General features: G+C 55.0%; 13 protein-coding genes. 5 read left to right on the forward strand and 8 right to left on the reverse strand.

From position 1 onward, the window contains the following. Position 1: 1 nt before the first annotated feature. The 6 genes from SH573x_RS02820 to SH573x_RS02845 form a co-directional block, all read right to left on the reverse strand. Positions 2–1,264: a tetratricopeptide repeat protein gene (locus SH573x_RS02820; protein WP_479352790.1), complete on the reverse strand. Its 1,263-nt coding sequence runs from the start codon at positions 1,262–1,264 to the stop codon at positions 2–4. 99 nt (positions 1,265–1,363) lie between these two features. Beyond that, a complete protein-coding gene (locus SH573x_RS02825) occupies positions 1,364–3,034 on the reverse strand; it encodes a hypothetical protein (RefSeq protein ID WP_479352792.1) in 1,671 nt (556 codons plus the stop codon). A gap of 372 nt (positions 3,035–3,406) precedes the next feature. After that, positions 3,407–3,781, reverse strand: coding sequence for a response regulator (locus tag SH573x_RS02830; protein WP_479352793.1), 375 nt, complete (start codon positions 3,779–3,781; stop codon positions 3,407–3,409). Positions 3,782–4,012: 231 nt separating this feature from the next. After that, the gene (locus tag SH573x_RS02835) at positions 4,013–6,157 is read right to left on the reverse strand and encodes an AI-2E family transporter (protein ID WP_479352795.1); all 2,145 of its coding nucleotides are present in this window, start codon (positions 6,155–6,157) and stop codon (positions 4,013–4,015) included. Positions 6,158–6,307: 150 nt separating this feature from the next. Next, positions 6,308–8,674 carry a CPBP family glutamic-type intramembrane protease gene (locus SH573x_RS02840; protein WP_479352796.1) on the reverse strand — a complete coding sequence of 789 codons (2,367 nt, stop codon included), beginning with the start codon at positions 8,672–8,674 and terminating at the stop codon, positions 6,308–6,310. Beyond that, entirely contained in the window at positions 8,671–9,432 is a 762-nt protein-coding gene (locus SH573x_RS02845) for an ABC transporter ATP-binding protein (protein WP_479352797.1), read from the reverse strand. The genes SH573x_RS02840 and SH573x_RS02845 overlap by 4 nt, the downstream gene beginning before the upstream one ends. 228 nt (positions 9,433–9,660) lie before the next feature. Here SH573x_RS02845 and fae point away from each other — a divergent pair, with 228 nt between their 5' ends. Continuing rightward, the gene (gene fae, locus SH573x_RS02850; RefSeq protein WP_479352799.1) at positions 9,661–10,209 is read left to right on the forward strand and encodes a formaldehyde-activating enzyme; all 549 of its coding nucleotides are present in this window, start codon (positions 9,661–9,663) and stop codon (positions 10,207–10,209) included. A 181-nt stretch (positions 10,210–10,390) separates the two neighbouring features. Here fae and SH573x_RS02855 read toward each other — a convergent pair whose 3' ends face one another. Then, positions 10,391–11,014, reverse strand: a complete 624-nt coding sequence (locus SH573x_RS02855; RefSeq protein ID WP_479352800.1) for a DUF937 domain-containing protein — start codon at positions 11,012–11,014, stop codon at positions 10,391–10,393. A gap of 362 nt (positions 11,015–11,376) precedes the next feature. On the opposite strand from SH573x_RS02855, the gene SH573x_RS02860 reads away from it, so the two are divergent. Beyond that, a complete protein-coding gene (locus SH573x_RS02860) occupies positions 11,377–12,294 on the forward strand; it encodes a ThuA domain-containing protein (protein ID WP_479352801.1) in 918 nt (305 codons plus the stop codon). 136 nt (positions 12,295–12,430) lie between these two features. Here the strand turns inward: SH573x_RS02860 and dusB are convergent, their stop codons facing one another. Further along, positions 12,431–13,450 (reverse strand): tRNA dihydrouridine synthase DusB, encoded by a 1,020-nt coding sequence (gene dusB, locus SH573x_RS02865; protein ID WP_479352803.1) that lies wholly within the window; start codon positions 13,448–13,450, stop codon positions 12,431–12,433. A gap of 190 nt (positions 13,451–13,640) precedes the next feature. Between dusB and SH573x_RS02870 the strand changes: the two genes are divergently transcribed. The 3 genes from SH573x_RS02870 (at position 13,641) to SH573x_RS02880 (ending at position 21,792) form a co-directional block, all read left to right on the forward strand. Then, on the forward strand, positions 13,641–15,716 hold the full coding sequence (locus SH573x_RS02870) for a ferredoxin (RefSeq protein WP_479352804.1): 2,076 nt from the start codon (positions 13,641–13,643) through the stop codon (positions 15,714–15,716). A 344-nt stretch (positions 15,717–16,060) separates the two neighbouring features. Further along, on the forward strand, positions 16,061–19,927 hold the full coding sequence (locus SH573x_RS02875) for a HEAT repeat domain-containing protein (protein ID WP_479352806.1): 3,867 nt from the start codon (positions 16,061–16,063) through the stop codon (positions 19,925–19,927). A 1,355-nt stretch (positions 19,928–21,282) separates the two neighbouring features. Next, the gene (locus tag SH573x_RS02880) at positions 21,283–21,792 is read left to right on the forward strand and encodes a glutathione peroxidase (RefSeq protein WP_479352807.1); all 510 of its coding nucleotides are present in this window, start codon (positions 21,283–21,285) and stop codon (positions 21,790–21,792) included. Positions 21,793–21,800: the final 8 nt, after the last annotated feature.

Below are 21,800 nucleotides of genomic sequence, written 5' to 3' on the forward strand. Positions count from 1 at the left end.
GTCATGGTTTTTGTGGCGCGGTGGAGGGCTGAGGTGCCGCGGCTTGAGAGCGCGAAATATTTTGCGCATGAGCTTGAAACGTTTGGGCCGCATCGGCTAGTCCCAGTTCCGCGCATTTGGCAGATAATTCTGCAGCGGCTGCTGCGGCATCGGGTTGGACCTTGGTCAAATTGACACGAATGTCCGCCATTGTGGTCGAGCGCCGCAGCGCTAGCTCCTGGTCTGCTTGATTGCCTTGGGCAGCATACACACGCGAGAGACCAATTTGACACGGCGCGTAAGTGGGGTCCTGTTTCAGCCCTGCAGTAAAATACTGTTGGGCGGCGGCATAATCTTGGGCAGCCAAGGCCGCTTCACCACGCATACGAGTCAGTAGCCAAGGCTCTTGCTCATCCAGTTCCGGCAACGACTGCAACATGCTGGCCAGCTTTTCCGTTTGACCGCTTTCGAAGTAAGCCTCCAACAGCGCCGATGCAATACCTTTGTCAGCTGAATATTCTTGGCGCAGCTGTTCCAACAATTCAATGGCAACGTCGAATTGGCCCTCCAGCGTTTTGTAGCGCGCTTGCGCCAAGCGCAGCCGCACATTTTGTGGATCGTTCTTCAAGAACTGTTCAATGCGACTGCGGCCTGCTGGCGAATTAAGTATCAGCAGATGCGGAAAGTACAACTGCTTGGAATCCAGTGGATCGGCCAGTCCAATTTTGTGCAATTCCTGAAGCAAGGGTTTACGTTCTTCTAGACGTATCTCCACCGAGAGAATAAAGGTCAACCATTTGAAGGCGGTGACTACATCCTGAGGATTTAGCTTGGTGGCCACGCGGGCCGCATCCAAGTAAGCATGCAGCGCAGCTTCGGCTTCTGCAGCTCGATTGTTTTCGACCAACAGCAATCCTTCTTGCAATCTCGCTATTAAACCCAGTTCAGGCGTATTGGTGGGTATCGCACCATAGCAGGCCAAAGCGACATCGATCTTGCGCTCGCCCACAGCCAAGTCGGCGGCCATCAGCAGCGTATCCTGATGACCCACATCCAGCTGCGGAAAGCGAAGTTTAAATTGCTGCTCGGCAGCACGGTAAGCAGCGAGCGATAAGCCAGCGGGCAAGTCAACCGATCGTTGATCGTCGGGTTGAGCTGCAACTGCGGGCGTCTCTTTGGGCGTCTCTTTGGTGACCGCAGAGGTGCAGCCGGGCATGGTTGCCAACAGCTGCAGGATGGCGATCGAAGCGATCAACTTTGTTAAGCTTGTCGTAACTGGCTGCATGCCATTTTCCCAACATGACCCAAGGGAGGAGCTCGACGTGCCCGCGCTCGAGATTGTATGGCGAGCACACAGGTGCAAGCTTAGATCATACCGCAAAACTCATTTGGGCTTCAGCTGATAGACATCGATTCCCGACGGACTTGCTATCACCAAGGGCAGTTCCAAGTTAGCCACCTGATGACCGGCGGACCATGGCAGATGATACAAGCCGCGATGGACGATCAAGTAGCGCACACCTTGATCGTAGAGCTGGGTAAGCCGGTCAGCACTAAGGGATTCTTCCCAAGTCTCGCTGCCCAAATCCAGCACCCGCTGCGGACAGAAACCGGAGTAACCATTTACCAGTGGGACACCATGCTGAGTACCATATATCATCCAGACGCAGGTTTGCTCAAAGTCGCGGGCCGTATCGCCGCCGGCCATAGGTAAACAGAGAGCAGCCCCTGGGAGCAAGTCGTGTTGGCTGCGCAGGGCATCGCACCAGTCGCGGGCAGCGGTCAAATCGGGTACGACGCAGACTTTCAGTTTGCCAGGCAACGGGTCAAACAAGGCGGCTAGAGCCACCAAGGCGATCATCGACTGAGAGACCAGTCGAACGCGAGGCTTGGCAAGCCTCTCGGTGCCACTCCACAGAACCTGAATGCCACCAGCCGCACCCAGAGCAATCGCGATATGCACAAAGTAGGCATACCGAAAAGGACTGCGCACTTGCTTGAAGCCAGGAACGGTAGTCGACATCCATTCCCAAAGTTGCACGGAACCCAAACGCAGATTCGAACCAAGTGAGAATACAAAAGCTGTTAGCCCCATGACCAGCAGCAACCCAGCCCAGCCGCGCTTGTTCCGCCAGTAGAGTCCCCCGCACAGGCCAATCAAGGCCAGCGCCATCTTCAACCAGCCAGGGCTCACACACCAATAGCGATCGGATTGTACGTACAAACTACGCAAAGGTGTTTCGCCAAAAATCGCCAGGTAGTCGCGAGGTTCTAGTGATAACTTCTCGATGATATCGCTCGGCCTGACGAACTCTGCGTTGGCTGCGAGTTTCAACATTGGCGGTATCATCGGACTGGTCAGCAGCAAACACACTCCGCCTGCAAGCGCCAGTCCACCTAGCATGTGGCGCTGCAGCAACCTGGTCCCAATCATCAAGACGGCTGGAATCAAGAGTGTCGTCAAAAAGAGCGCATGATAAATGGCCATCCAACTCGTGATGGCCAAGGCCACGCCAAGTTCAGCTCCATGCCAGTAAGCGGCGCTCTTCGACTGAATGAGGCTGGGCTGAATGAGGCTGGGCTGAGCACCAGCAGTTGTCAGCGACTGCAACTTGGCCAGCGCCCAGATCGTCCAGAGTATGCCCCACAACGGAACCAGTTGAACGACTCCCAACTGCCAATGAACGATGGGCAAAGCGATGATGAACATGCCGCCGGACGCGGCAGCTAGCCAACCATGACCCAGCCAGCGCAGCAGCAGGTGCGTGAACCATCCATTGAGCAGCAACGACGCTAACAGATAAATGTTGTAAGCCAACGTGGCCGAGCCCCACCATACCAAGGGAGCCGCCAGCATCGTCAGTGGTTGTGGCTCGGAGTATGCAAAGGCGTTAACGTCCGGAAAGAAGATCGGGGCGTGCCAGTAGCCCGCCAGAGCGTGACTCAAGCGGTCTGCGTTCCACCAGATGGTCCACTGATTGAACAGCGGTACCGTGCACACATCTTCGGTGCCCAGCGGCAAGCGTGTGGTGGCCTGTTGGCATAAGGGCCACATCAGAAACAAAATCAGCGCCGAATATAATGCGAATGCCGCTAGATCGGTTCGACTGCACGTTGACCGGCATTTCATTAATCGGCTGCGCTGGAGAAGGGGTAGAGAAAGAGGAGAATAACGATGGGTTATTCCCTTCATTCTAGCCAGCGTACCAGTCGGCAGCATAGGCTAAGCCACCTAGGCGAGTCGCGTAGCCGAGTCTCTCCGAGACTCGCTTCACCGCCACTAGACTCTGCCAGCAGTTCGACCAGCGTCTCTGAGAGAGGGCTGCTGCGTGTCCACGTAGCCGAGTCTCTCCGAGACTCGGGGCTAAGACTGGGACGCGTCGACGTGCTCGATCAGCGTCTCGGAGAGACGCTGCTACGTGGACCGCTACTCCACACTGCCTCTTAGGGCTTGCTCAATTTGCTGGAGCAATTTTGGGAATTCGACGGGTTTGGTGTGGTAGTCAACACAGCCGGCTTCTTGGGCCAGTCGCCGATCACCGCTAAGCGCGTGGGCGGACAAGGCGATCACTGGCAATTGCTCCAGGCCAACCGACGAGTGAATCTGACGCGTGGCTTCCCAGCCATCCAATTCGGGCATGTTCACATCCATCAGCACCAGGTCGGGTCTTTCTGCGGCAGCCACTTTAACGCCATCGACTCCGTCATCGGCTGAGACTACGGCAAAGCCGTGACGTTGCAGGTGTTGCACTAACAATTGACGCATGTCATGGTTGTCATCGACTACCAGTATCTTAGGCATAACTCAGGTTCTCCGTAGGCAAGTTTTTGTAGCGGAAGCCGTCAAGGCTTTCGGCATTCACAGGTTTTTTGTAGCGGAAGCCGTCAAGGCTTTCGGCAGTCGCTTGTCATTGCACGAAATGCTTGACGCATTCCGCTACCAGGTTGTCATTGCACGAAATGCTTGACGCATTCCGCTACGAGGTTGTCATCGCTCGAAATGCTTGACGCATTCCGCTACCAAAGGTGTTCATCAGGCAGTTCGAGACTGTAGGCGTTTGGAACGGGCCAGGGCATTGGCAATTTGGGTTCGAGTTTGTGTCAACGAGGTTGAAAAGTAACTGGCACCGACCGTGCGAAACTTGACGAACATCGAATCATACGAGCGAAGTCTGCCGTAGTAGGCAATCACAATTTCCGAGTGCGGTGAAGACTTGTGCAATCGCTGGCACAGATAACGCGCTTGAATAATGCCATCGGGAGGAACAATGGCGACGACAATTACCGGTGGTTGTTGAACTGCTACCCAGGCTTCGACATCGCTGGGCAAAGCTTTCGTGCCGGTCCAGCGCATGTGGATCTCTTCTTGACTGAGACACCAGGTCAGCAGTTTCAAGACAGGTTCCTCGCTCTCATGATGAGCGGTACAACCAAAGACGCTACAGTTTTCTATAGTTTGATCGAACTGGAGTTGTTCCGAGAGGTCGATGTTTTTGACAGCCCTGGCGACACGCTGGGCGCAGTTGCTTGGAGAAGCCTCTGCTTCGGTAGCGCTGGACTGAAACGCCGAACCGGAGCCATCAGGTTTGACCGGCGTTGATTCAGGCGTCGAGTCAGTCGTGGATGATGGATTGGTCGACTTGTCATTCGACTTTTTGTTGGATTCGAGATCCTCTGGGCACATTTTGTTCAGGACATCGTCGAGCATACCGGTGATGAGTTGCATCAAACGATGTTCGCGTGGTGCGCTCAGTTCCTCACTGGCGCGATCGCGGCGCACGCGGCGGATAGTGGGCAGTACGATTTCGTCGGCGGCCGTTTCCAGATCGGTATCGCTTATGGCGCTTTCTAGAATTTTTTCAGCTCGCTGATGATCATCGGCCAGCAAGCGTTGATAGAAGCTGACGCTGGGCGGCAAGGCAGCTCGATCCCCTAGCATTACGGTCAGGGGACGCAGCTGCGGAACATGTTTCCCCATCACCACCAGCGATGCCGTTAGTGGTACCGCCATCAGTAGTCCCACTGGCCCCCACATCCACGTCCAGAATACGGCGGCAACAATTACAGCCATCGCCGACATGCCTGTACTGGACCCATACAACCAGGGCTCGATAACGTTGTTGCTGGTCAACTCGATCACCGTAAACAGCACGGCCGTGGCCAGAAATACGCTGAAGCCTGGATAAACGATCAGCGACAAGATAACTGGAAACGCACCTGCAATGATGGGCCCCAGGTAAGGAATGAAACGCAGGATAGTACATAACAATCCCCACAACGCGAAGTTTGGAAAGCCCTTTCCATCGCCGAGCATGACGCCAATCAACCAAAGCCCCAGGCCAATGCACAAACCATACAACGAGTTCACGATAGTCTGAGCTAGGATATAGCTGCTGATCCGGCGCGAGGCTTCGTCGATCGCCTTGGTGGTCACAATGTAGCGACCCCCGCTCAACAGACGAATGATGCGATCTCGCAAGTCATCTCTGGAAAGCAGGATGAAGATTGTAAAGACGACCACCAGACCGACATTGGTAAGCGGATTGAGGACTGCGGTAACCGCGCCAAAGGCTGTACCTACAGGCGTTTGTCCGCTGCTCTCTGCGACGGTGTGAATTGGATTGGTCGGTGAGCCAGGTGCGGCTTCGGGCTCCGCCTCTTGTTGCACCGCTTTTGCGCTCTCGCTATCGAGATCATCGAAGGAGGTTGCTGGTGAAGTGCGTTTTGGTTGCTTGTTGCCGCGAAGCGCATCGGAGATAGCTGTCACGAACTGGGTCATGCGTTTGGAAGTACCATCGCCCATCGATGAAAAGTTCTCGACCTTCGATACGATTTCGGCTTGATACTGGGGAATGTCCGCCGCCAGTTTGGTGGCCTCGCGCCCGATGACACCCAGAAACACACTGATCAATGTAAAGGCGACCGCAACCAAGACTAAGACCGCAGGCACGCGGCCCAAGCCCCAGGTCTCTAAACGGTCAGCGATAGGAGCTAGCAGAAAAGCGAGCAACGTCGAAAGCGTGATTGGAATAAAAACATCCTGCGCCAGGTACAGGACCGCCACGATGGTAACAACTACCATAACATTAGCGGCAAGCGCTACCATGCGCATTGGACTGGCTTTGGATCGACCCATGGTTACATCGACATTGCATACGCGTACAGAAACAAAACTCACCAGTCGCGACTAGCAAACGCCGTACCGCAGGCGTTACCCTCGGTTACTAAACCGAGGGCGTTAGCCCCGGTTCTTGAACGTTCAGGACATTAGATGCCAATAACCGGGGCTAACTAACGCCCTCGGCTTAGTGGCCTTGGTTACTGAACGTTAGCGACCATTGGTTGGAGGAACCGGGGCTAACGCCCTCGGCTTAGTGGGGCGACGTACCAGGGAAATCAGAATGCAACCGATGGCGGTAGCCAGCACGGCTGCGCCCAACCAGAGTGCGGGCAGGTGCTCGCCTTCTTGCAGTCCAATGCCCAGATCTTTCAGTTGGTCTTTGAAATGACCGACTGATAACAGCAATCCATTGTGGCATGCATGCAACACAATCCCGGGCCAGAGTAAACCGGTGCGCCACGCTACCCACCCCAAGGCGATTCCCATAAACATGCTGGGCAAGAATCGCTCGAGCGATAGCATGTTCGATGTCAGTACGTGCATCAAAGCGAACAAGGTGGCCGAGCCTAGCACGGCAGTCCACATGCCCATGCGACGTAGCGAAGACATCACAAAGCCACGAAAGAACCACTCTTCGCAAATCGCCGGAGTCACTGCAAAACAGAACAGTAGCAAGGCCAGCGGAATTTCGGGTAGCTTCTCAGCAAAAGCTTGCGCCTGCTTGAGTTGCTCGTCAGTGAAGGTCGCCATTCCCAGTTGCTTGCTGAAGATCATCAATTCATGGCTGAACATCCATAGCGAACTGGCTAGCAGCAGCACCGCAGGCAGGGCTAGCAGCCACGTACTGGCGCGGCCGAAGTCCAGCAAAAAGGTGGTGCGGAAATTCAGTCGACGATAGTTCGCCACAATGGTTGGCAAACCAAAAATCAACACCCACGATACCACCGAGGCCATGATCAAACGAAATTCAAGTAGTCCACCCAAGTTTGGCAGCGTCGTCGACGCTACAAAATACAGCGGAAACAGGCACGCCATGGTCAGTGCCATCTGATCGACGGTAGGATGGTCAGCTACGTGATCCGGTCGACGGAACATGTCTTTCCAACTGCCTTGACTACCTTGCAGCGATGCGTCACTGCCGAACAAACGGCTAGCTACTGCGATGGCTGCGATCGCATAAACCACTGTACATACGATTGAAATGACTGCCGCTTCGCGCGTCGCTCCACCAACTAATACGTCGCGCGATAACAACACGATATTGGCCAGCGGCACCGCGGAAAGAACATTAGTCAAGCGAACTTGAGGCAAGAGGCTCAGCACTCCCGGGGCTAACGAAACTAGCATGACGGGAATCAGATAGGCTTGAGCCTCTTTAAAACTCTTGGCAAAACTGGTGATCGAGAGTAAGACGGCGGAAAAGAACATAGCAAAAAGCACCAGCAAGCAGAGGATCTGCAATACGGTCAGTATCGACAGTCCACCGCCACCAAAGAAGATTCTGCCCAGCCCACTGGCCCACAACGTTATCGACATGGCTGTCAAATTAGCAATCGCAGTCAGTAGAGCCACGGTCACCACCGCCACATACTTGGCCAGCAGCAGAATATAGCGAGGGGTCGGCGATACGATCATCGCTTCCAGCGTACCGCGTTCACGTTCCCCTGCGGTTAAATCGATAGCCGGGTACACCGCGCCGGCAATAGTCATCAAGACTAGTACTAGCGGCACCAGCGAGGCCAGCGTCGTCTGTGTCGTGTTAGTGATCTTGATCGGCGCAGCCGACATGGAGATCGTAGGATGATAATCTGCACCAGCGATCTGAATCAGACTGGCGGCTACCTCTTCGTTGACCGCTGCAAAGATGTTGCGAAACAAATGGATCGCCCATTCGCTATGTCGATCGTTCGGGACGTATTCCATCACATAACGATCCTCAGTGATGTTCCGCAAGACTTCGCGAATGACATCCGCACGACGTCGAGGTGGGCCCGGCTCGGCGACATCGCCACTTTCAGCCTTTGGCGTCGTGGTCGCAGTCGACCCTGCCTCCTCTAACCGGGGCTCGCCTGCGCTATCTGCCTCGCCGTTGGAAGGTTTGTCAAGCGCACCGAATTGCCCTGTGGCTTCACCTCGGATCAAAATATCGATGGCACCCGACTGCAGCGCAGCTCGCCCATCGCGTTCGATCAAAAACATCTCGATGTTTTGCGACAGGATCTGCTGGACTGCGATCTGCTGACTGGCTTTCTCACCGGTCAGCAGCGAAGGCGGAGCATCGCTACGTTCGATCGAGAGAGTCTGACTGCCGCGCACCGCCAGGATATGTTTGCCAAAGGCAATGGTCTCTTCCAGCGGTCCTTTTAGATTCGTATGCTCGATTCCCACTCGCAGGACATCGACTTCGTTTCTCACCGCGGTCGTCACCAGCAAGCGTTGCAGAATCATGCTCAGCAACGGATAGACCAGCAGCGGCATCAGGACCAGGGTAATAATGGTGCGCCGATCTCGCAGTGATTCACGCAGTTCCTTCTGGCACAGTCGATAGATACGTCCACTGGTTGAGTTACTCATAGCGCGGACGTCTCATGTTGCGGGCGGTGATTGTCGCGCATGATCTTCAAGAACATATCGGTCAAGTGCTCCTCACCAATGGCCGCTCGCAAGTCAAGCAGCGTGCCCGCGTGTAGCAATCTGCCTTGATGGAGCAGGCCAAAGCGATCGCAAACGCGTTCCGCTTCGTCAAGACGATGGGTCGACAGGAGCACGGCTTTGCCCGATCGTTTCAAATGCGCAATAAATTCAAAGACGGTCTGACTACCCACGACATCCAAACCGCGAGTCGGTTCGTCCAACAACATGACCGGTGGATCATGCATCAGTCCGCGAGCCAGTATGACTCGCTGGCGCTGGCCAGTGCTGAGCGTGCTGCAGCGCTGATGCAAAAAACCATCCAGGGTCAGCGCCGCCGAAAGCTCTTCGATACGTTGACCAGCAATGGCTGGATCAATCGAGTAGAGATCGGCGAAGTACATGAGCATCTCGCGGACCGTCAACCACGGATATACGCCGTCATTGGTCGAGACCATACCGATCTTGGCCCTCACCGCCGCGGAGTTGGGACCTGTGCGCACACCATCGATCTCGGCATAACCACCGTCAGGAGCCAGCAAGCCCATTACCATCCGCAAGCTAGTCGTCTTGCCAGCACCATTAGGGCCCAGCAATCCAAAGACTTCACCAGCACCAACTTGAAAAGAAACGTGATCGACTGCGGTCAGTTCTTTGCCGGCCCAGCGAAACTGTTTCTGAAGTTCATGAGCAACGATCAAGACGAGAGCCTTTGGTTTGTCGCGGGCTTTTCTACGTTCCTGGCCAAATCGCCAGCCTTCAGAGGCAACATTAATATGCGGTCCTCTGTCGCCCAAGCCCGCTGTGGAGTGTAACCCAATCGACCGGCAATGGCTACTTGTCCAGTTTGGACCAAGTCGATCATAATCGCGGCCTCAGGCTCGAATTTTCCCAAGCAATAACTTTATTCCGTCAAGGATACCGACAACATGGCTGGTCGAATTGGTATGCGTACAGGTGAGGCATTGGTCGAAGGCGACATCGGTTACATTTGCGCGGAACCAGAAATTGTTATCGGTGAACTCGACGGCCCAGTCGGCCAGGCTATGGCCACACTGCTAGGCGACCAAGTCAAAGGCCACACCCGCGTCTTTGCCATCCTGAACAGCGATTACCAAGTTAAACCAGCTACGCTGATGGTCAGTAAAGTAACCGTCAGCGATGCCAAGTATACGAATATCCTCATGGGTTCGGTTCAGGCAGGTATCGCCAATGGCGTCCTAGACGCAGTCCGCCAAGGAATTATTCCCAAGGAAAAAGCCAACGAGCTGGGCATTATTTATTCCATCTGGCTCGATCCCAGCGTCCTGGATGTTGCGCAGGTTGATTACCAAGCCCTCTTCAACGTCAACCGCGAAGCCACTGTCAAAGTCATCCGCAAAGCCTTGGCCAACGAACCGTCGATCGATTGGTTGCTGGAACATCAAGACAGCATCGAACACTTTTTCCATAAACTAGGCGTCGACGGTCAACTCTAGCCAACCTGGCCGTAGCCGATCTGGCCGTCGCCGATCTCGCCAGAGATTGGAAAACCTATTCGTAGCCGATCTCGCCTGAGATTGGAAAACCTATTCGTAGCCGATCTCGCCAGAGATTGGAAAATAGAAACGCACCAAAGTCTGGCGACTTCGGCTACGAAGGAACTTCGGATAGTGGGGACTATTTGCGACCGAAGATTTTGCTCATGCCAAACTTGAGCAAATCTTGCATGTCGAAATCGCCGTCGCCGTCCTGATCGAGCAGCCCGGCTAGGAGTCCGCCGCCGGCCTGGTTTTGCATTTGAGTACGCTCTTTGCGCAATGTGTCCTGCAGTTCCTTGGCTCCGCCGGGGTTTTGCCGTTGTCGACGACTGAGCACGCTGAGAATGATGGGCGCCAGCATCGCCAGCAACGAAGTAACCTGTCCGGCGCTTAATCCAGATGCTTTCCCAATTCCTGATTCGACGCGACCTTGTCTGCCGCCGAGGATCGATCCGAGGATGTTTCCTAAGCCACCGGGCAGAAAGCCCTGAGCAGTGCTGCCCGCGCCGCTGCCCGTTCCCGCAGCTGAAAACATACTGCCCAGATTATCAAGTGCGCTGTCATCATGCTGACCTACGGCGGCATGCAGTTGCTGGGCATTTTCATCATCGTCGGCATGTTTAGCCATAGCTCCTAACAGCGTGGGCAGGGCCAGGCCGATGGCTTGTTCGGTTTGCTCGGGCGAGGCTCCGATGCGCTGAGCAATTTGTTGAACTTGTTCAGGACCGACGCTCTGGGCAAGCAATTCCATAAGGCTGGACATGGGCGTAAACTCCGCGTTAGTTTTAGATGAGAAGAACGAACGATTAGCTTTCCAAACAAGCGTCATTGTGGGGCTGCCAGTGCAGGCGTGCAATACTTAGTTAGACAGCGCCATTAGGATAGGCAGTTTTGTCGGCGATTTTAGGTAGCCACCGCTTCAAAACTTCCAAGCGGTGGGTTTCGCCGCCAGCCGAGTCCACCGTCAGGCGACAGTGGCTATTCAGTATGAAAAGTGGTGCTGTCCAATTAGGTAACAGAACTTGCAGTCTCGCGGGACGATTCACCAGCGGCCAAGCCCAGCTATAATCGAGTCGCTTCCCGCCTCCCCCAAAGCATCTACTCACTTCAAGGATCCTACTACTCATGAATCAGATTTCGCGACGTACCTGGCTTGGCAGCAGCGCGGCTGCTTTGGTTTCAGCACCACTCGTTACCAGCTGGTTGGCTGCGCCGGCCGAGGCGCAAGATGGCAAGCGCAAGAAGATTCTGTTCTATAACAAGTCAGAAGGGTTTCAGCATTCGGTGGTCGAAAGTAAAGCTGGAGCGCCGACGTATGCCGAGCGGATGCTGAACGAATTCGCCGGACCAGCGGGATTTGATTTCGTCGCCACGAAAGATGGCACCGTTTTCGAAGGCGACCTTGATCAGTTCGACGGCTTTTATTTCTTCACGCAAGGTGATCTATCCAAACTCGGTTTGGACAAGCAACCGCCGGTTTCGGCCAAAGGCAAACAACGGTTGCTGGAAGCGGTCGCGGCTGGCAAAGGTTTTGTGGGCAATCACTGCGCCAGTGACACTTACCATTCTGCCGGTCACCTGCAAGGCAAAGCCTTTGAAAATCAAACCGACATCGATCCCTATATTGCCATGGTCGGCGGTGAATTTATTCGCCATGGACGCCAACAACCGGCGCGCATGCGCGTGGTGGATGCCAAGTTCCCGGGCGCAGAAAAGATTGGTGAGGGCTTCGATCTGAATGAAGAATGGTACTCGCTCAAAAACTTCGCCACCGACATGCATGTCATTCTGGTTCAAGAGACGATGGGCATGAAAGACAAGGACTATGATCGTCCTCCGTATCCGGCCACTTGGGCACGCATGCATCAAAAGGGTCGCGTCTTCTACACCTCGATGGGCCACCGCGAAGATGTTTGGACCAACGCCAACTTTCAAGCCTTGATCGTCGGTGCATTGAAGTGGAGTACCGGCCAGACCGAAGCCGACTTGACTCCTAACATGAAACAAGTCACCCCTGAAGCCACCACACTGCCTAAGGTGTAATCGGTGCATGGCTCTCTCGTTTAACCCGTAGCTGCAGGCGAGGCGAACCCTCTAACCCACGCCTGCTGGCTGGGACTAGTTCTGCGTGCGCCTTGCCTCTGCGGCTACGGGTTAAACCACGTTCACGCCAGCTATATCAATCTCGTGGAAAATGTTCTTCTACCACGCGATAAAACTCTTCGGGTGATTCGACGTGCGCCATGTGCGTACGAAAGATGCGAGCGCCATATTTGGCTTGCGCGTAGCAGCATGCGAACTTGCGCATCAACATGGTGCCCTTTTGTGGTCCGAAACGTTGGACGACTAACTCGTAATGTCGCAGCACACATTGACGCTGCTCATCAAGACTAGGATCGGATGGTACCGGCTGCCCGCGCAACGCAGCGGCAGCTTGAGCGAACAGCCAGGGTCGACCCAGCGAAGCCCGCGCGATCATCACTCCATCGACTTGGTAATTAGTTAACGCATGCACTACCTTCTCGGGGCTATCGAGGTCCCCGTTGCCAATCAGTGGTATGTGATGCAAGTGTTGTTTGATCTCGGAAATGCGCTCCCAATCAGCCTGGCCGCGGAAAAAATCTGCCGCGACTCGGCCATGCACCGTCAAGGCAGCCGCTCCCGAGTCTTCAACCACGCGCGCGATGCCGCAAGCGTTTTGAGTTTTTCGCGTGCATCCCAAACGAATTTTGGCGGTCACCGGCGTCGGCGCGCAGGCTTCCACCAATCGGGTGATGATCGCTGCCATCCGTTGTGGATGATCCAGCAAGTAGGAACCGCTGTGAGCCTTCTCCGTGACTTGCTTGACCGGACATCCAAAATTGATGTCGACCACACTGACTTGGTAGTCTTCGACCAGCCGCCGCCCGACTTTAGCCATGATTTCTGGATCGTTGTCCCATATCTGCACCGCCAGTGGACGGGGTTCGTCGCGGACTCCCCACAGCCGGTCGGGATGCTGGCAATCGTGTTCATCGAGCCAAACAAAGCCGCTGGCGTTGACCATTTCGGTCGCCTGGAGGCCCGCGCCGCCATATTCGCGGACTATTTGGCGGAAAGCGTAATTGGTGTAGCCGGCCATCGGGGCTTGCAGGATCGGCGGATCGATCACCAGGTTGCCGATCATCAGCGGCTTGATCAAGGGTTGGGTTTGAGTCATCTCTCTAATCTACGCAAGCTTCGTATTGGCGTCGAGAAGTCGCCGGTCCGGACCCCGGGGGATATTCGATCTATCAAAATGCCATCATAGCCTTTGACCCTCCCCCATGGGGCTATTACAATCGTGGCGGTTTAGGCAATTTAGAAAAGCTGTTAGTTTGTAGACGGGTGTAAGCACCCAGGGGGTATTAATGCGACTTCAATTTGTAGGCCGAATTCTGCTTGCACTTGGGGGCCTGGTATGGGCTGGTGGACAAGTGGATGCAGGGTTCCGTCATCATCACCATCATCATAGGTTGCGACAGGGTGGATGCAGTGATCCATGTCAGACCGCTAGTGCTTGGGGTGGAGTGAGCTATAGCTCAGCTTGCTATGCAGGCGCGCCCCATGGTGCTGGCACAACGTCGATGGCTTATGGATCAGCGATGGCCGGTTCAGGCGCAGGTTATGGTGCGGCAAGTTATGGTGGAGCAGTCTGCGCGCCGGCGGCTTCGGCCAGCTATGGTTATGCAGCGCCAGGGTATGCGGCACCTGCGTATGGTTACGGAGCACCTGCTTGTGCAGCTCCATCTTACGCTTTTGCAGCACCCTCATATGCAGCACCCTCGTATGCAACACCCTCGTATGCAGCACCTTCATACGCAGCCCCTGCGCAAATGGCATCGATCGATTTGGGGCCACAGACGATGTACAAGGTCGTGTTAGAGCCACAAGCTTATACGGAAACGCGACTGGTCAGCTCGACTGAGTATCGAGACGAAGCTCGCACGCGAACGCGTGTAGTGCAACGCACTCAAGCTGTGCAGTTCGAAGACTACCGTTCGCGCACAGTGATTGTTCCCAAGACTGAAACCAAGACGATCGAGTATTCGGTACTAGTCCCAAACACCAGCGAGAAAACGGTGGAAGTCGTTGAATCGGTGCCCGTGTGGAAAGAAGTTGAGCAAAGCTATACGGTTAAAGTGCCCGTACTGAGCGATGTGCAAGAAGAGTATGAAGTTCGCGTACCCAAGTTGGTTGATCAAGAGTTCACTTATACCGCTTACGTCCCCCATGCTGAAACGCAGACTCGCGTGCAGACGGTGACCAATGCGATTCCAGTGACCAAGACGCGAACCGTATCGGTATGCGTACCTGTGTCGCGCACCAAGATGGTGACGAAGGACTACGGCCACTGGGAAACACGCATGGAAGAAGTTAATGTTCAGTCGAGCGTTAGCTATGTGGGCGGTGGCTACGGTGGTGGCGTCGCTGTTGGAGGTTGTGGAGTTTCTGCAGCTCCGGTTAGCTACGCGGTTGGCGGTTGTTCCTCAGGTATCGGTGGTGGTCGCCATCACTGTGGTGTGATCGGTCGCGTGTTGCATCATGGCCGTCATGCTGGTTGCTCGTCTTGTGGATCCGGTTGTGGATCCGGTTGTGGATCCGGTTGTGGATCGACTGGCGGCGGCTGCAATTCATGTGGCGGTGGTGGTTATATCGATGCTGGCCAAGTTGGTATGGGCGGTTGCGGTGTTGATGCGGGCTACGGCATCAGCTCTGCTCAGGTCATTCAAGCTGCACCGACCACGCAAATGGTTGCTCGGCAAGTGTGGGTGCCCAACGTGGTGACCGAAGAAGTCTCGGTTGTCGAAAACGTTTCGCAGCCTCAAGAGATTTCGTACACCGTGTACGAACAACGCAGCGAGCAAGTTCCTTATGAGACCACGGTTGTGACCTATCGGCCTGAACCTCGCACTGGAACTCGCAAAGTTGTTGACTACGTGGCTGAGAAACGTACACGTACTCGCAAGGTTGTCAGCTATCAAGACGAAACACGTACCCGAACCCTGCGTCAAGCCAGCTACGAACAGCGCACGCGCTCGGAGACGATTCCTGTAGTTTCGTATACCACAGAGAAGCGTACCAAGGATGTGACTTACACCGTCAATGTTCCCGAGACGCAAGTTGAGCCGTTCACTGCCACGCGTTACGAAACGGTCGACGACGTAGTCACCGAACAGTACACCGAGCGAGTGGCGATTCCTGTGTGCAAAGAAGTTCAAGTGCAAGTAACCCGCATGGTTCCCAAGCTGGTTGCTTACCAAGTGAACTTGAGCGTCCCTGCTCCGAGTGTTGGTAGCGGTTGCGGTAGCTGCGGTGGCTCAATGCCAGCTGGTTACGGCTCGGGTTACGGCGGATCATCCGGCTGCAGCAATTGCAGTGGTGGCGTCGTCATCGGCGGCTGCAGCAATTGCGGCGTCAGCGTCGGTTGCCCAAGCTGTCGCTAAGTTGAACGCTGTGCAGAGCGGCTGTCCTCAGCCGCTCCGCACCCGGCAAGTCGCTCTGCGTCCGTGCGTCAACGAAATACTCGCTCTCCATCCTACTCCTACTCCTACTCCTACTCCTACTCCTACTCGAGCATCACGCTTACATCCGAGTAGGAGTACGAGTAGGAGTAGGAGTAGGAGTAGGAGTAGGACTGGTGTCTTCTCTGCGACTCTCTGCGTCTCTGCGTTTTTAGAATCCGACTACAGGGCTTGACCTGGGTCAAATGATTTTGGTAGGTAGCCAGGGGTGTGGAAGGATCTAGATCGCTCGTCCCCTCCGATGGATGCTTACCGAGGTTGTTGAAATGGATTTTGACGCGGAACGCGCTGCCCTCTGTCCCTTTGGCAGATGCCACTCAGGCAGATTGATCCAACCAGCTAATCTGCTTGCCTGGTTCGTGCTGGCCATCCTGTGCGGTTCGGCCGCTGCAACCTTGCAGGCTCGCGAATCGCAATGGATCTGGTCGCCGGAGCATCCCCGTGGTGCAGCTCCGGCCGGCGATTGCTTTTTTCGCAAGCTGATCCAGACCCCCGAGATTGAACAAGCTTCCATTACGATCACCAGCGATGATCGATATGAACTGTGGGTCAATGGTCGTCGCATCGGCAATGGTCAATCGATCAAGCAGATGGAAAATTACGACGTTTCGCGTTTGTTGGTTGTGGGACGCAACGTGATTGCCGTCAAGGTTACCAATGTGGCGGATGGACCAGCTGCTCTGGCCGCCCGCGTGCTGATCAAACCCAAAGGCGGTAGCTGGCTGAGCTACTCCACTGACAAAAGTTGGAAAACGGCTTTAGACGCCGTGCCCCAGTGGCAGACGGTTAACTTCAACGATAGTCGTTGGAAGACGGCGCAAGAGTTCGGCACGCTGGGCGAAACTGCTCCTTGGGATCGTCGTGAAGAAGTGGCTCGCGAAGAAACCAGCGAAAACGAACGCTTCCGCGTCGGTGCTGAGTTTGCCGTTCAAGAAGTGCTAGGCAATGAACAGACCGGCTCGCTAACAACGATGGCCTTTAATGAATTCGGCCACATCATCGCTGCTCAGGAAGGTGGCCCACTGCTGCTGATCTATGACACTGACAAAGACGACAAGATTGATAAGGTTCGCAATTACTGCGACCTGGTGAAGAATGTTCAAGGTATCCTGCCACTGAACGGTGATGTGTATGTCACCGGCGAAGGCGAACAAGGAGCAGGTATCTATCGCTTGCGCGATGAAGATCGCAATGGTTCGCTCGAACGAGCTGATCGCGTGGTGGCCTTCAAAGGCCAAAGTGGCGAACATGCAGCCCATGGCCTGGCGCTTGGACCCGAAGGGATGATCTATTGTGTGCTGGGTAACCATACACAGTACGCTGGTCAATATGCAAGCTCCAGTCCGTATCGGTATCAGTATGAAGGCGATCTGGTCGGTCCGCGCATGGAAGATCCAGGCGGACATGCTGCTGGCATCAAGACTCCGGGCGGTGCGATTATCCGTTCCGATCTGGAAGGCAAGAAAGTTGAAATCGTGGCGGGCGGTCTGCGCAATGCCTACGATCTCGTTTTCCACACCAGCGGCTCGCTGCTGGTGCACGACAGCGACATGGAAGCCGACATCGGTACCACTTGGTATCGTCCCACCAGTTTGTTTGAAATTGTCGAAGGTGGCGAATACGGTTGGCGCAGTGGTTGGGCACAGTGGCCCAGCTATTACACAGATCGTTTACCGACGTTGTTGGAAACGGGACGTGGATCACCGACCGGAGCGGTTTGTTACGATCACTTCGCCTTCCCGCAGCGTTATCACGGATGCTTGTTTCTGGCTGATTGGTCCGAAGGCCGCATTCTCTCAGTCAAACTGCAAAACAACGGCGCGGGTCATCAAGCCCAAGCCGAGGTCTTCCTGCAGGGTCAGCCTTTGAACGTGACTGACATGGCTGTGGCCAAAGATGGCAGCTTGTACTTCTGCACGGGTGGTCGTGGCACCGCCGGCGGTATCTATCGCGTGCAGTGGAAGGGTAATATTCCAGCATCGATGAAAGATCTGGGTACAGGCATCGCTCGGGCCGTGCGTCAACCTCAACCCTCAGCACCTTGGGCGCGCCAGGAACTGGCCACGCTTAAAGAAGAACTGGGTAGTAGTTGGAGTCAGCTGATTGCTGGCGTGGCTTATAGCAGCGAGAATCCAGCCAAGTATCGCTTACGAGCGATGGACCTGATGCAGCTGTTCGGTCCGTCACTGACCACCGACATGCTATTAGAATTGGCGAAGTCGAAAAACGAACTGGTGCGCGCCAGAGCCATCGAACTGATGGCCGCGCACAAAGATACGCAAAGCGTCGTGCCACGTATCCAAGAGATGGTCAGCGACAGCGACCCGCGAGTTCAACGCACCGCCTGCGAAGCGCTGCTGCGGTTAGATGCGCCGCCCGAAGTAGACGCGCTGGTACCACTACTGGGCAGCGATGATCGCTATCTGGTTTGGGCTGCCAGACGCTTGCTGGAACGTATTCCTGCGGCCAGTTGGAAAGAACGTCTTCTCCAAGACGACAATCAACGCTTAGTTGCTCAAGGCGGGTTGGCGTTGATGATCGCCGAACCTACGCCTGAAAACGGGCGACTGGTGATCGAGGCCGTCAGCAAAGTCTTGAAAGGTTTTGTTAGTGATCGCAATCTGAATGATCTAATGCGTGTTTCACAAGTTGCCTTACATCGAACTGGTCTAACCGCTGAAGATCTGCCCGAATTTACCGATCAACTCATTCACGAGTTTCCCATCGGTGAACCACTGCTCAATCGCGAACTGTTCCGACTGCTGACTTACCTCAATGCTGAGCAAGTGATTGACGAGGCCATTGCGTTTCTGCAAAGTGATGCTGACCTGGCCGAACGCGTTCACGTTGGCATGCACTTGAAATTCTTCAAACATCAATGGAATGCAGCCGAGCGCTTCGCGCTGGTGAAGTTCTACGAAGAATCGCAGCTAGCTGAAGGTGGCAGCAGCTATCCGCTGTACATCATGCACGCTGCTCGCGATGTATGTCAGGATTTGCCGCTAGACGAAGCTCGTATCTTTGTCTCGGAAGGTGACAAGTGGCCGAATGCTGCCTTGGTATCGCTTTATCGATTCCCAGACAAGTTGACCGAAAGCGATCTGCAGTTGTTGCGTCAACTCGATCAAAAGCTAGAAGGCGAGGGGTTCGAGGGTGATCAATACAAGCGCCTGCGAACGGGCATCGTGGCCTTGCTCTCGCAAAGTGCCGATGAACAGTCGATGCAGTACTTGCGTTCCGCCTGGCTGCGCAGTCCAGATCGACGCCAAGCTATTGCACTGGGCCTGGCGCAACAGCCGGCCGGTGAAAACTGGGATTATCTCATCCGCAGCCTACCGACGCTCGAGACCTATGCGACTAGCGAAGTCATGAATGCTCTGCGTTCGGTGGATGTGGCCGCTGATGATCCGGAAGCTTTTCGCGAAGTCATTTTGCATGGTCTGCGCATGGAACAAGAGGGGGGCAGTCCCCAGCCGGCGCTGAAGTTGTTGGAGCACTGGACAGGCAACGAGTTCCCCGCTCCTAAGGACAAGAGCGTCAGTCCCATGGCAGCTTGGCAAAAGTGGTTCACGCAAACCTATCCCAACAAACTGGAAGCGGTTTTACCAAGCGTCCCCTCCGGGGCCCGTTGGAATTTAGAGACGCTCGTTGAGTACTTCAATTCCAATGAAGGAAAAGCTGGTAACAGCGACAACGGCCGCGTAGCTTTCGAAAAGGCACGCTGCGTCAATTGTCATAAATACGGATCGACCGGCAAACAAGTCGGTCCGGATTTGAGTGCTGTGGCCAAACGCTTCACGCGTAAAGAGGTTCTCGAATCGGTCCTGTTCCCGTCGCATGTGATCAGTGATCAATACGCGGCGCGGCGCGTGCTGACCGCCTCCGGCAGCGTGTACAACGGCCTGGTAACGCGCAAGAGTGATGGCAGTCTGATTGTCCGCGATAGCGACCTGGTCGAACATGTCGTGTCCGAAGAAGATATCGAAGAGATTGTGCCCAGCAAGATTTCTATGATGCCTTCCGGATTGTTTGACACATTGTCGGCTGAAGAAATCCGCGACATGTTCGCCTATATGGGCTTCGTACCCAACCATCAAGTCGCCGAAAAACCCGGCAAAGCCACCGTGCGTTAGCCAACGAGCCTGACCGTAGAGCAGCTGCCCCAGCTGCTCAGAACCCTCTAATGGCAGTCTCTTCCGACCAATAACCAGCGGTACAGGCCAGCGACTTGCCGGGTGCCGAGCGGCTGGGGACAGCCGCTCTACAACCCTTTCCTTTGAAACGCAGAGTTCGCAGAGCCCGCGGAGTAAAGGCTGTCTTCTCTGCGATCCTCCGTTTCTCTGCGTTCAAAAATGGCACCCTCTAACCAGAGTTACTTCCGACCAGCGGTACAGGTAAGCGACTTGCCGGGTGCTGAGCGGCTGGGGACAGCCGCTCTACAACCCGTTCCTTTGAAACGCAGAGTTCGCAGAGCCCGCGGAGTAAAGGCTGTCTTCTCTGCGATCCTCCGTTTCTCTGCGTTCAAAAATGGCACCCTCTAACCAGAGTTACTTCCGACCAGCGGTACAGGTAAGCGACTTGCCGGGTGCTGAGCGGCTGGGGACAGCCGCTCTACAACCCGTTCCTTTGAAACGCAGAGTTCGCAGAGCCCGCGGAGTAAAGGCTGTCTTCTCTGCGATCCTCCGTTTCTCTGCGTTCAAAAATGGCACCCTCTAACCAGAGTTACTTCCGACCAGCGGTACAGGTAAGCGACTTGCCGGGTGCTGAGCGGCTGGGGACAGCCGCTCTGCAACCCGTTCCTTTGAAACGCAGAGTTCGCAGAGCCCGCGGAGAAAAGGCTGTCTTCTCTGCGATCCTCCGTCTCTCTGCGTTTAAAAAAAGGCACCCTCTAACCAAAGTTCCATTCGACAAGCGGTACAGGCCAGCGACTTGCCGGGTGCCGAGCGGCTGGGGACAGCCGCTCTACAACCCGTTCCTTTGAAACGCAGAGTTCGCAGAGCCCGCGGAGAAAAGGCTGTCTTCTCTGCGATCCTCCGTCTCTCTGCGTTTAAAAAAAGGCACCCTCTAGCCAGAGTGACTTCCGACCAGCGGTACAGGCCAGCGACTTGCCGGGTGCTGAGCGGCTGGGGACAGCCGCTCTACAACCCTTTCCTTTGAAACGCTGAGTTCGCAGAGCCCGCGGAGTAAATGCTGTCTTCTCTGCGATCCTCCGTCTCTCTGCGTTTAAAAATAGCACCCTCTAACCAAAGTTCCATTCGACAAGCGGTACAGGCCAGCGACTTGCCGGGTGCTGAGCGGCTGGGGACAGCCGCTCTACGGGCCACGGCACTTGCCGGCCGCTGTATAATAAAGTGATTGTCTCAACCACTTTTTCTTTCACTTTAGAGGTAGCAAATCCATGGCAAGTAACTTAGCCAGATGGGCTGTTGGCGTTTTCAACTTGGGGTTGGTCCTGGGTGTTTGTGCGTTTGCATGGGCGAGTTCTGCAATGGCTGAAGATAAAGTGCCTCCGGCATTAGCGTTCAAAATGGAATCGCTCGATGGCAAGCCGGTCGAGCTAAAGAAATATGCTGGCAAAGTTGTGCTGGTCGTCAACGTCGCGAGCGAATGCGGCCTGACTCCGCAATACACCGATCTGCAGAAGATCTACGAGACGTACAAGGAAAAGGGCTTGGTCGTGCTCGGATTCCCGTGCAATCAGTTTGGCAAGCAAGAGCCAGGCTCCAGCCAAGAAATCTCCGAATTCTGCACCAAGAACTACGGTGTGACCTTTGATATGTTCCAGAAAGTGGACGTTAATGGTGACCAAGCTTGCGACCTCTACAAATACCTGACCAGCCTGGAAACCAAACCGGCCGAGAAGGGCAAGATCTCGTGGAATTTCGAGAAATTCTTGATTGGTCGCGATGGAAAAGTCCTCGCACGTTTTTCTCCTCGCACCGAGCCAGATGACAAAGACGTAGTCGCCGCGATTGAAAAAGCGTTGGCTGCCCAATAGGTAGTACC

This window comes from Rania fehmarnensis (assembly GCF_056494185.1).

What these genes read in the sequence shown, in the direction of transcription:
- SH573x_RS02825 (WP_479352792.1), bottom strand. Translation starts at nt 3,034, where the DNA reads ATGTGGCCCTTATGCCAACAGGCCACCACACGCTTGCCGCTGGGCACC.
- SH573x_RS02840 (WP_479352796.1), bottom strand. Translation starts at nt 8,674, where the DNA reads ATGAGTAACTCAACCAGTGGACGTATCTATCGACTGTGCCAGAAGGAA.
- SH573x_RS02880 (WP_479352807.1), top strand. Translation starts at nt 21,283, where the DNA reads ATGGCTGAAGATAAAGTGCCTCCGGCATTAGCGTTCAAAATGGAATCG.
- fae (WP_479352799.1), top strand. Translation starts at nt 9,661, where the DNA reads ATGGCTGGTCGAATTGGTATGCGTACAGGTGAGGCATTGGTCGAAGGC.
- dusB (WP_479352803.1), bottom strand. Translation starts at nt 13,450, where the DNA reads ATGACTCAAACCCAACCCTTGATCAAGCCGCTGATGATCGGCAACCTG.
- SH573x_RS02855 (WP_479352800.1), bottom strand. Translation starts at nt 11,014, where the DNA reads ATGTCCAGCCTTATGGAATTGCTTGCCCAGAGCGTCGGTCCTGAACAA.
- SH573x_RS02870 (WP_479352804.1), top strand. Translation starts at nt 13,641, where the DNA reads ATGCGACTTCAATTTGTAGGCCGAATTCTGCTTGCACTTGGGGGCCTG.
- SH573x_RS02875 (WP_479352806.1), top strand. Translation starts at nt 16,061, where the DNA reads ATGGATTTTGACGCGGAACGCGCTGCCCTCTGTCCCTTTGGCAGATGC.
- SH573x_RS02860 (WP_479352801.1), top strand. Translation starts at nt 11,377, where the DNA reads ATGAATCAGATTTCGCGACGTACCTGGCTTGGCAGCAGCGCGGCTGCT.
- SH573x_RS02820 (WP_479352790.1), bottom strand. Translation starts at nt 1,264, where the DNA reads ATGCAGCCAGTTACGACAAGCTTAACAAAGTTGATCGCTTCGATCGCC.
- SH573x_RS02830 (WP_479352793.1), bottom strand. Translation starts at nt 3,781, where the DNA reads ATGCCTAAGATACTGGTAGTCGATGACAACCATGACATGCGTCAATTG.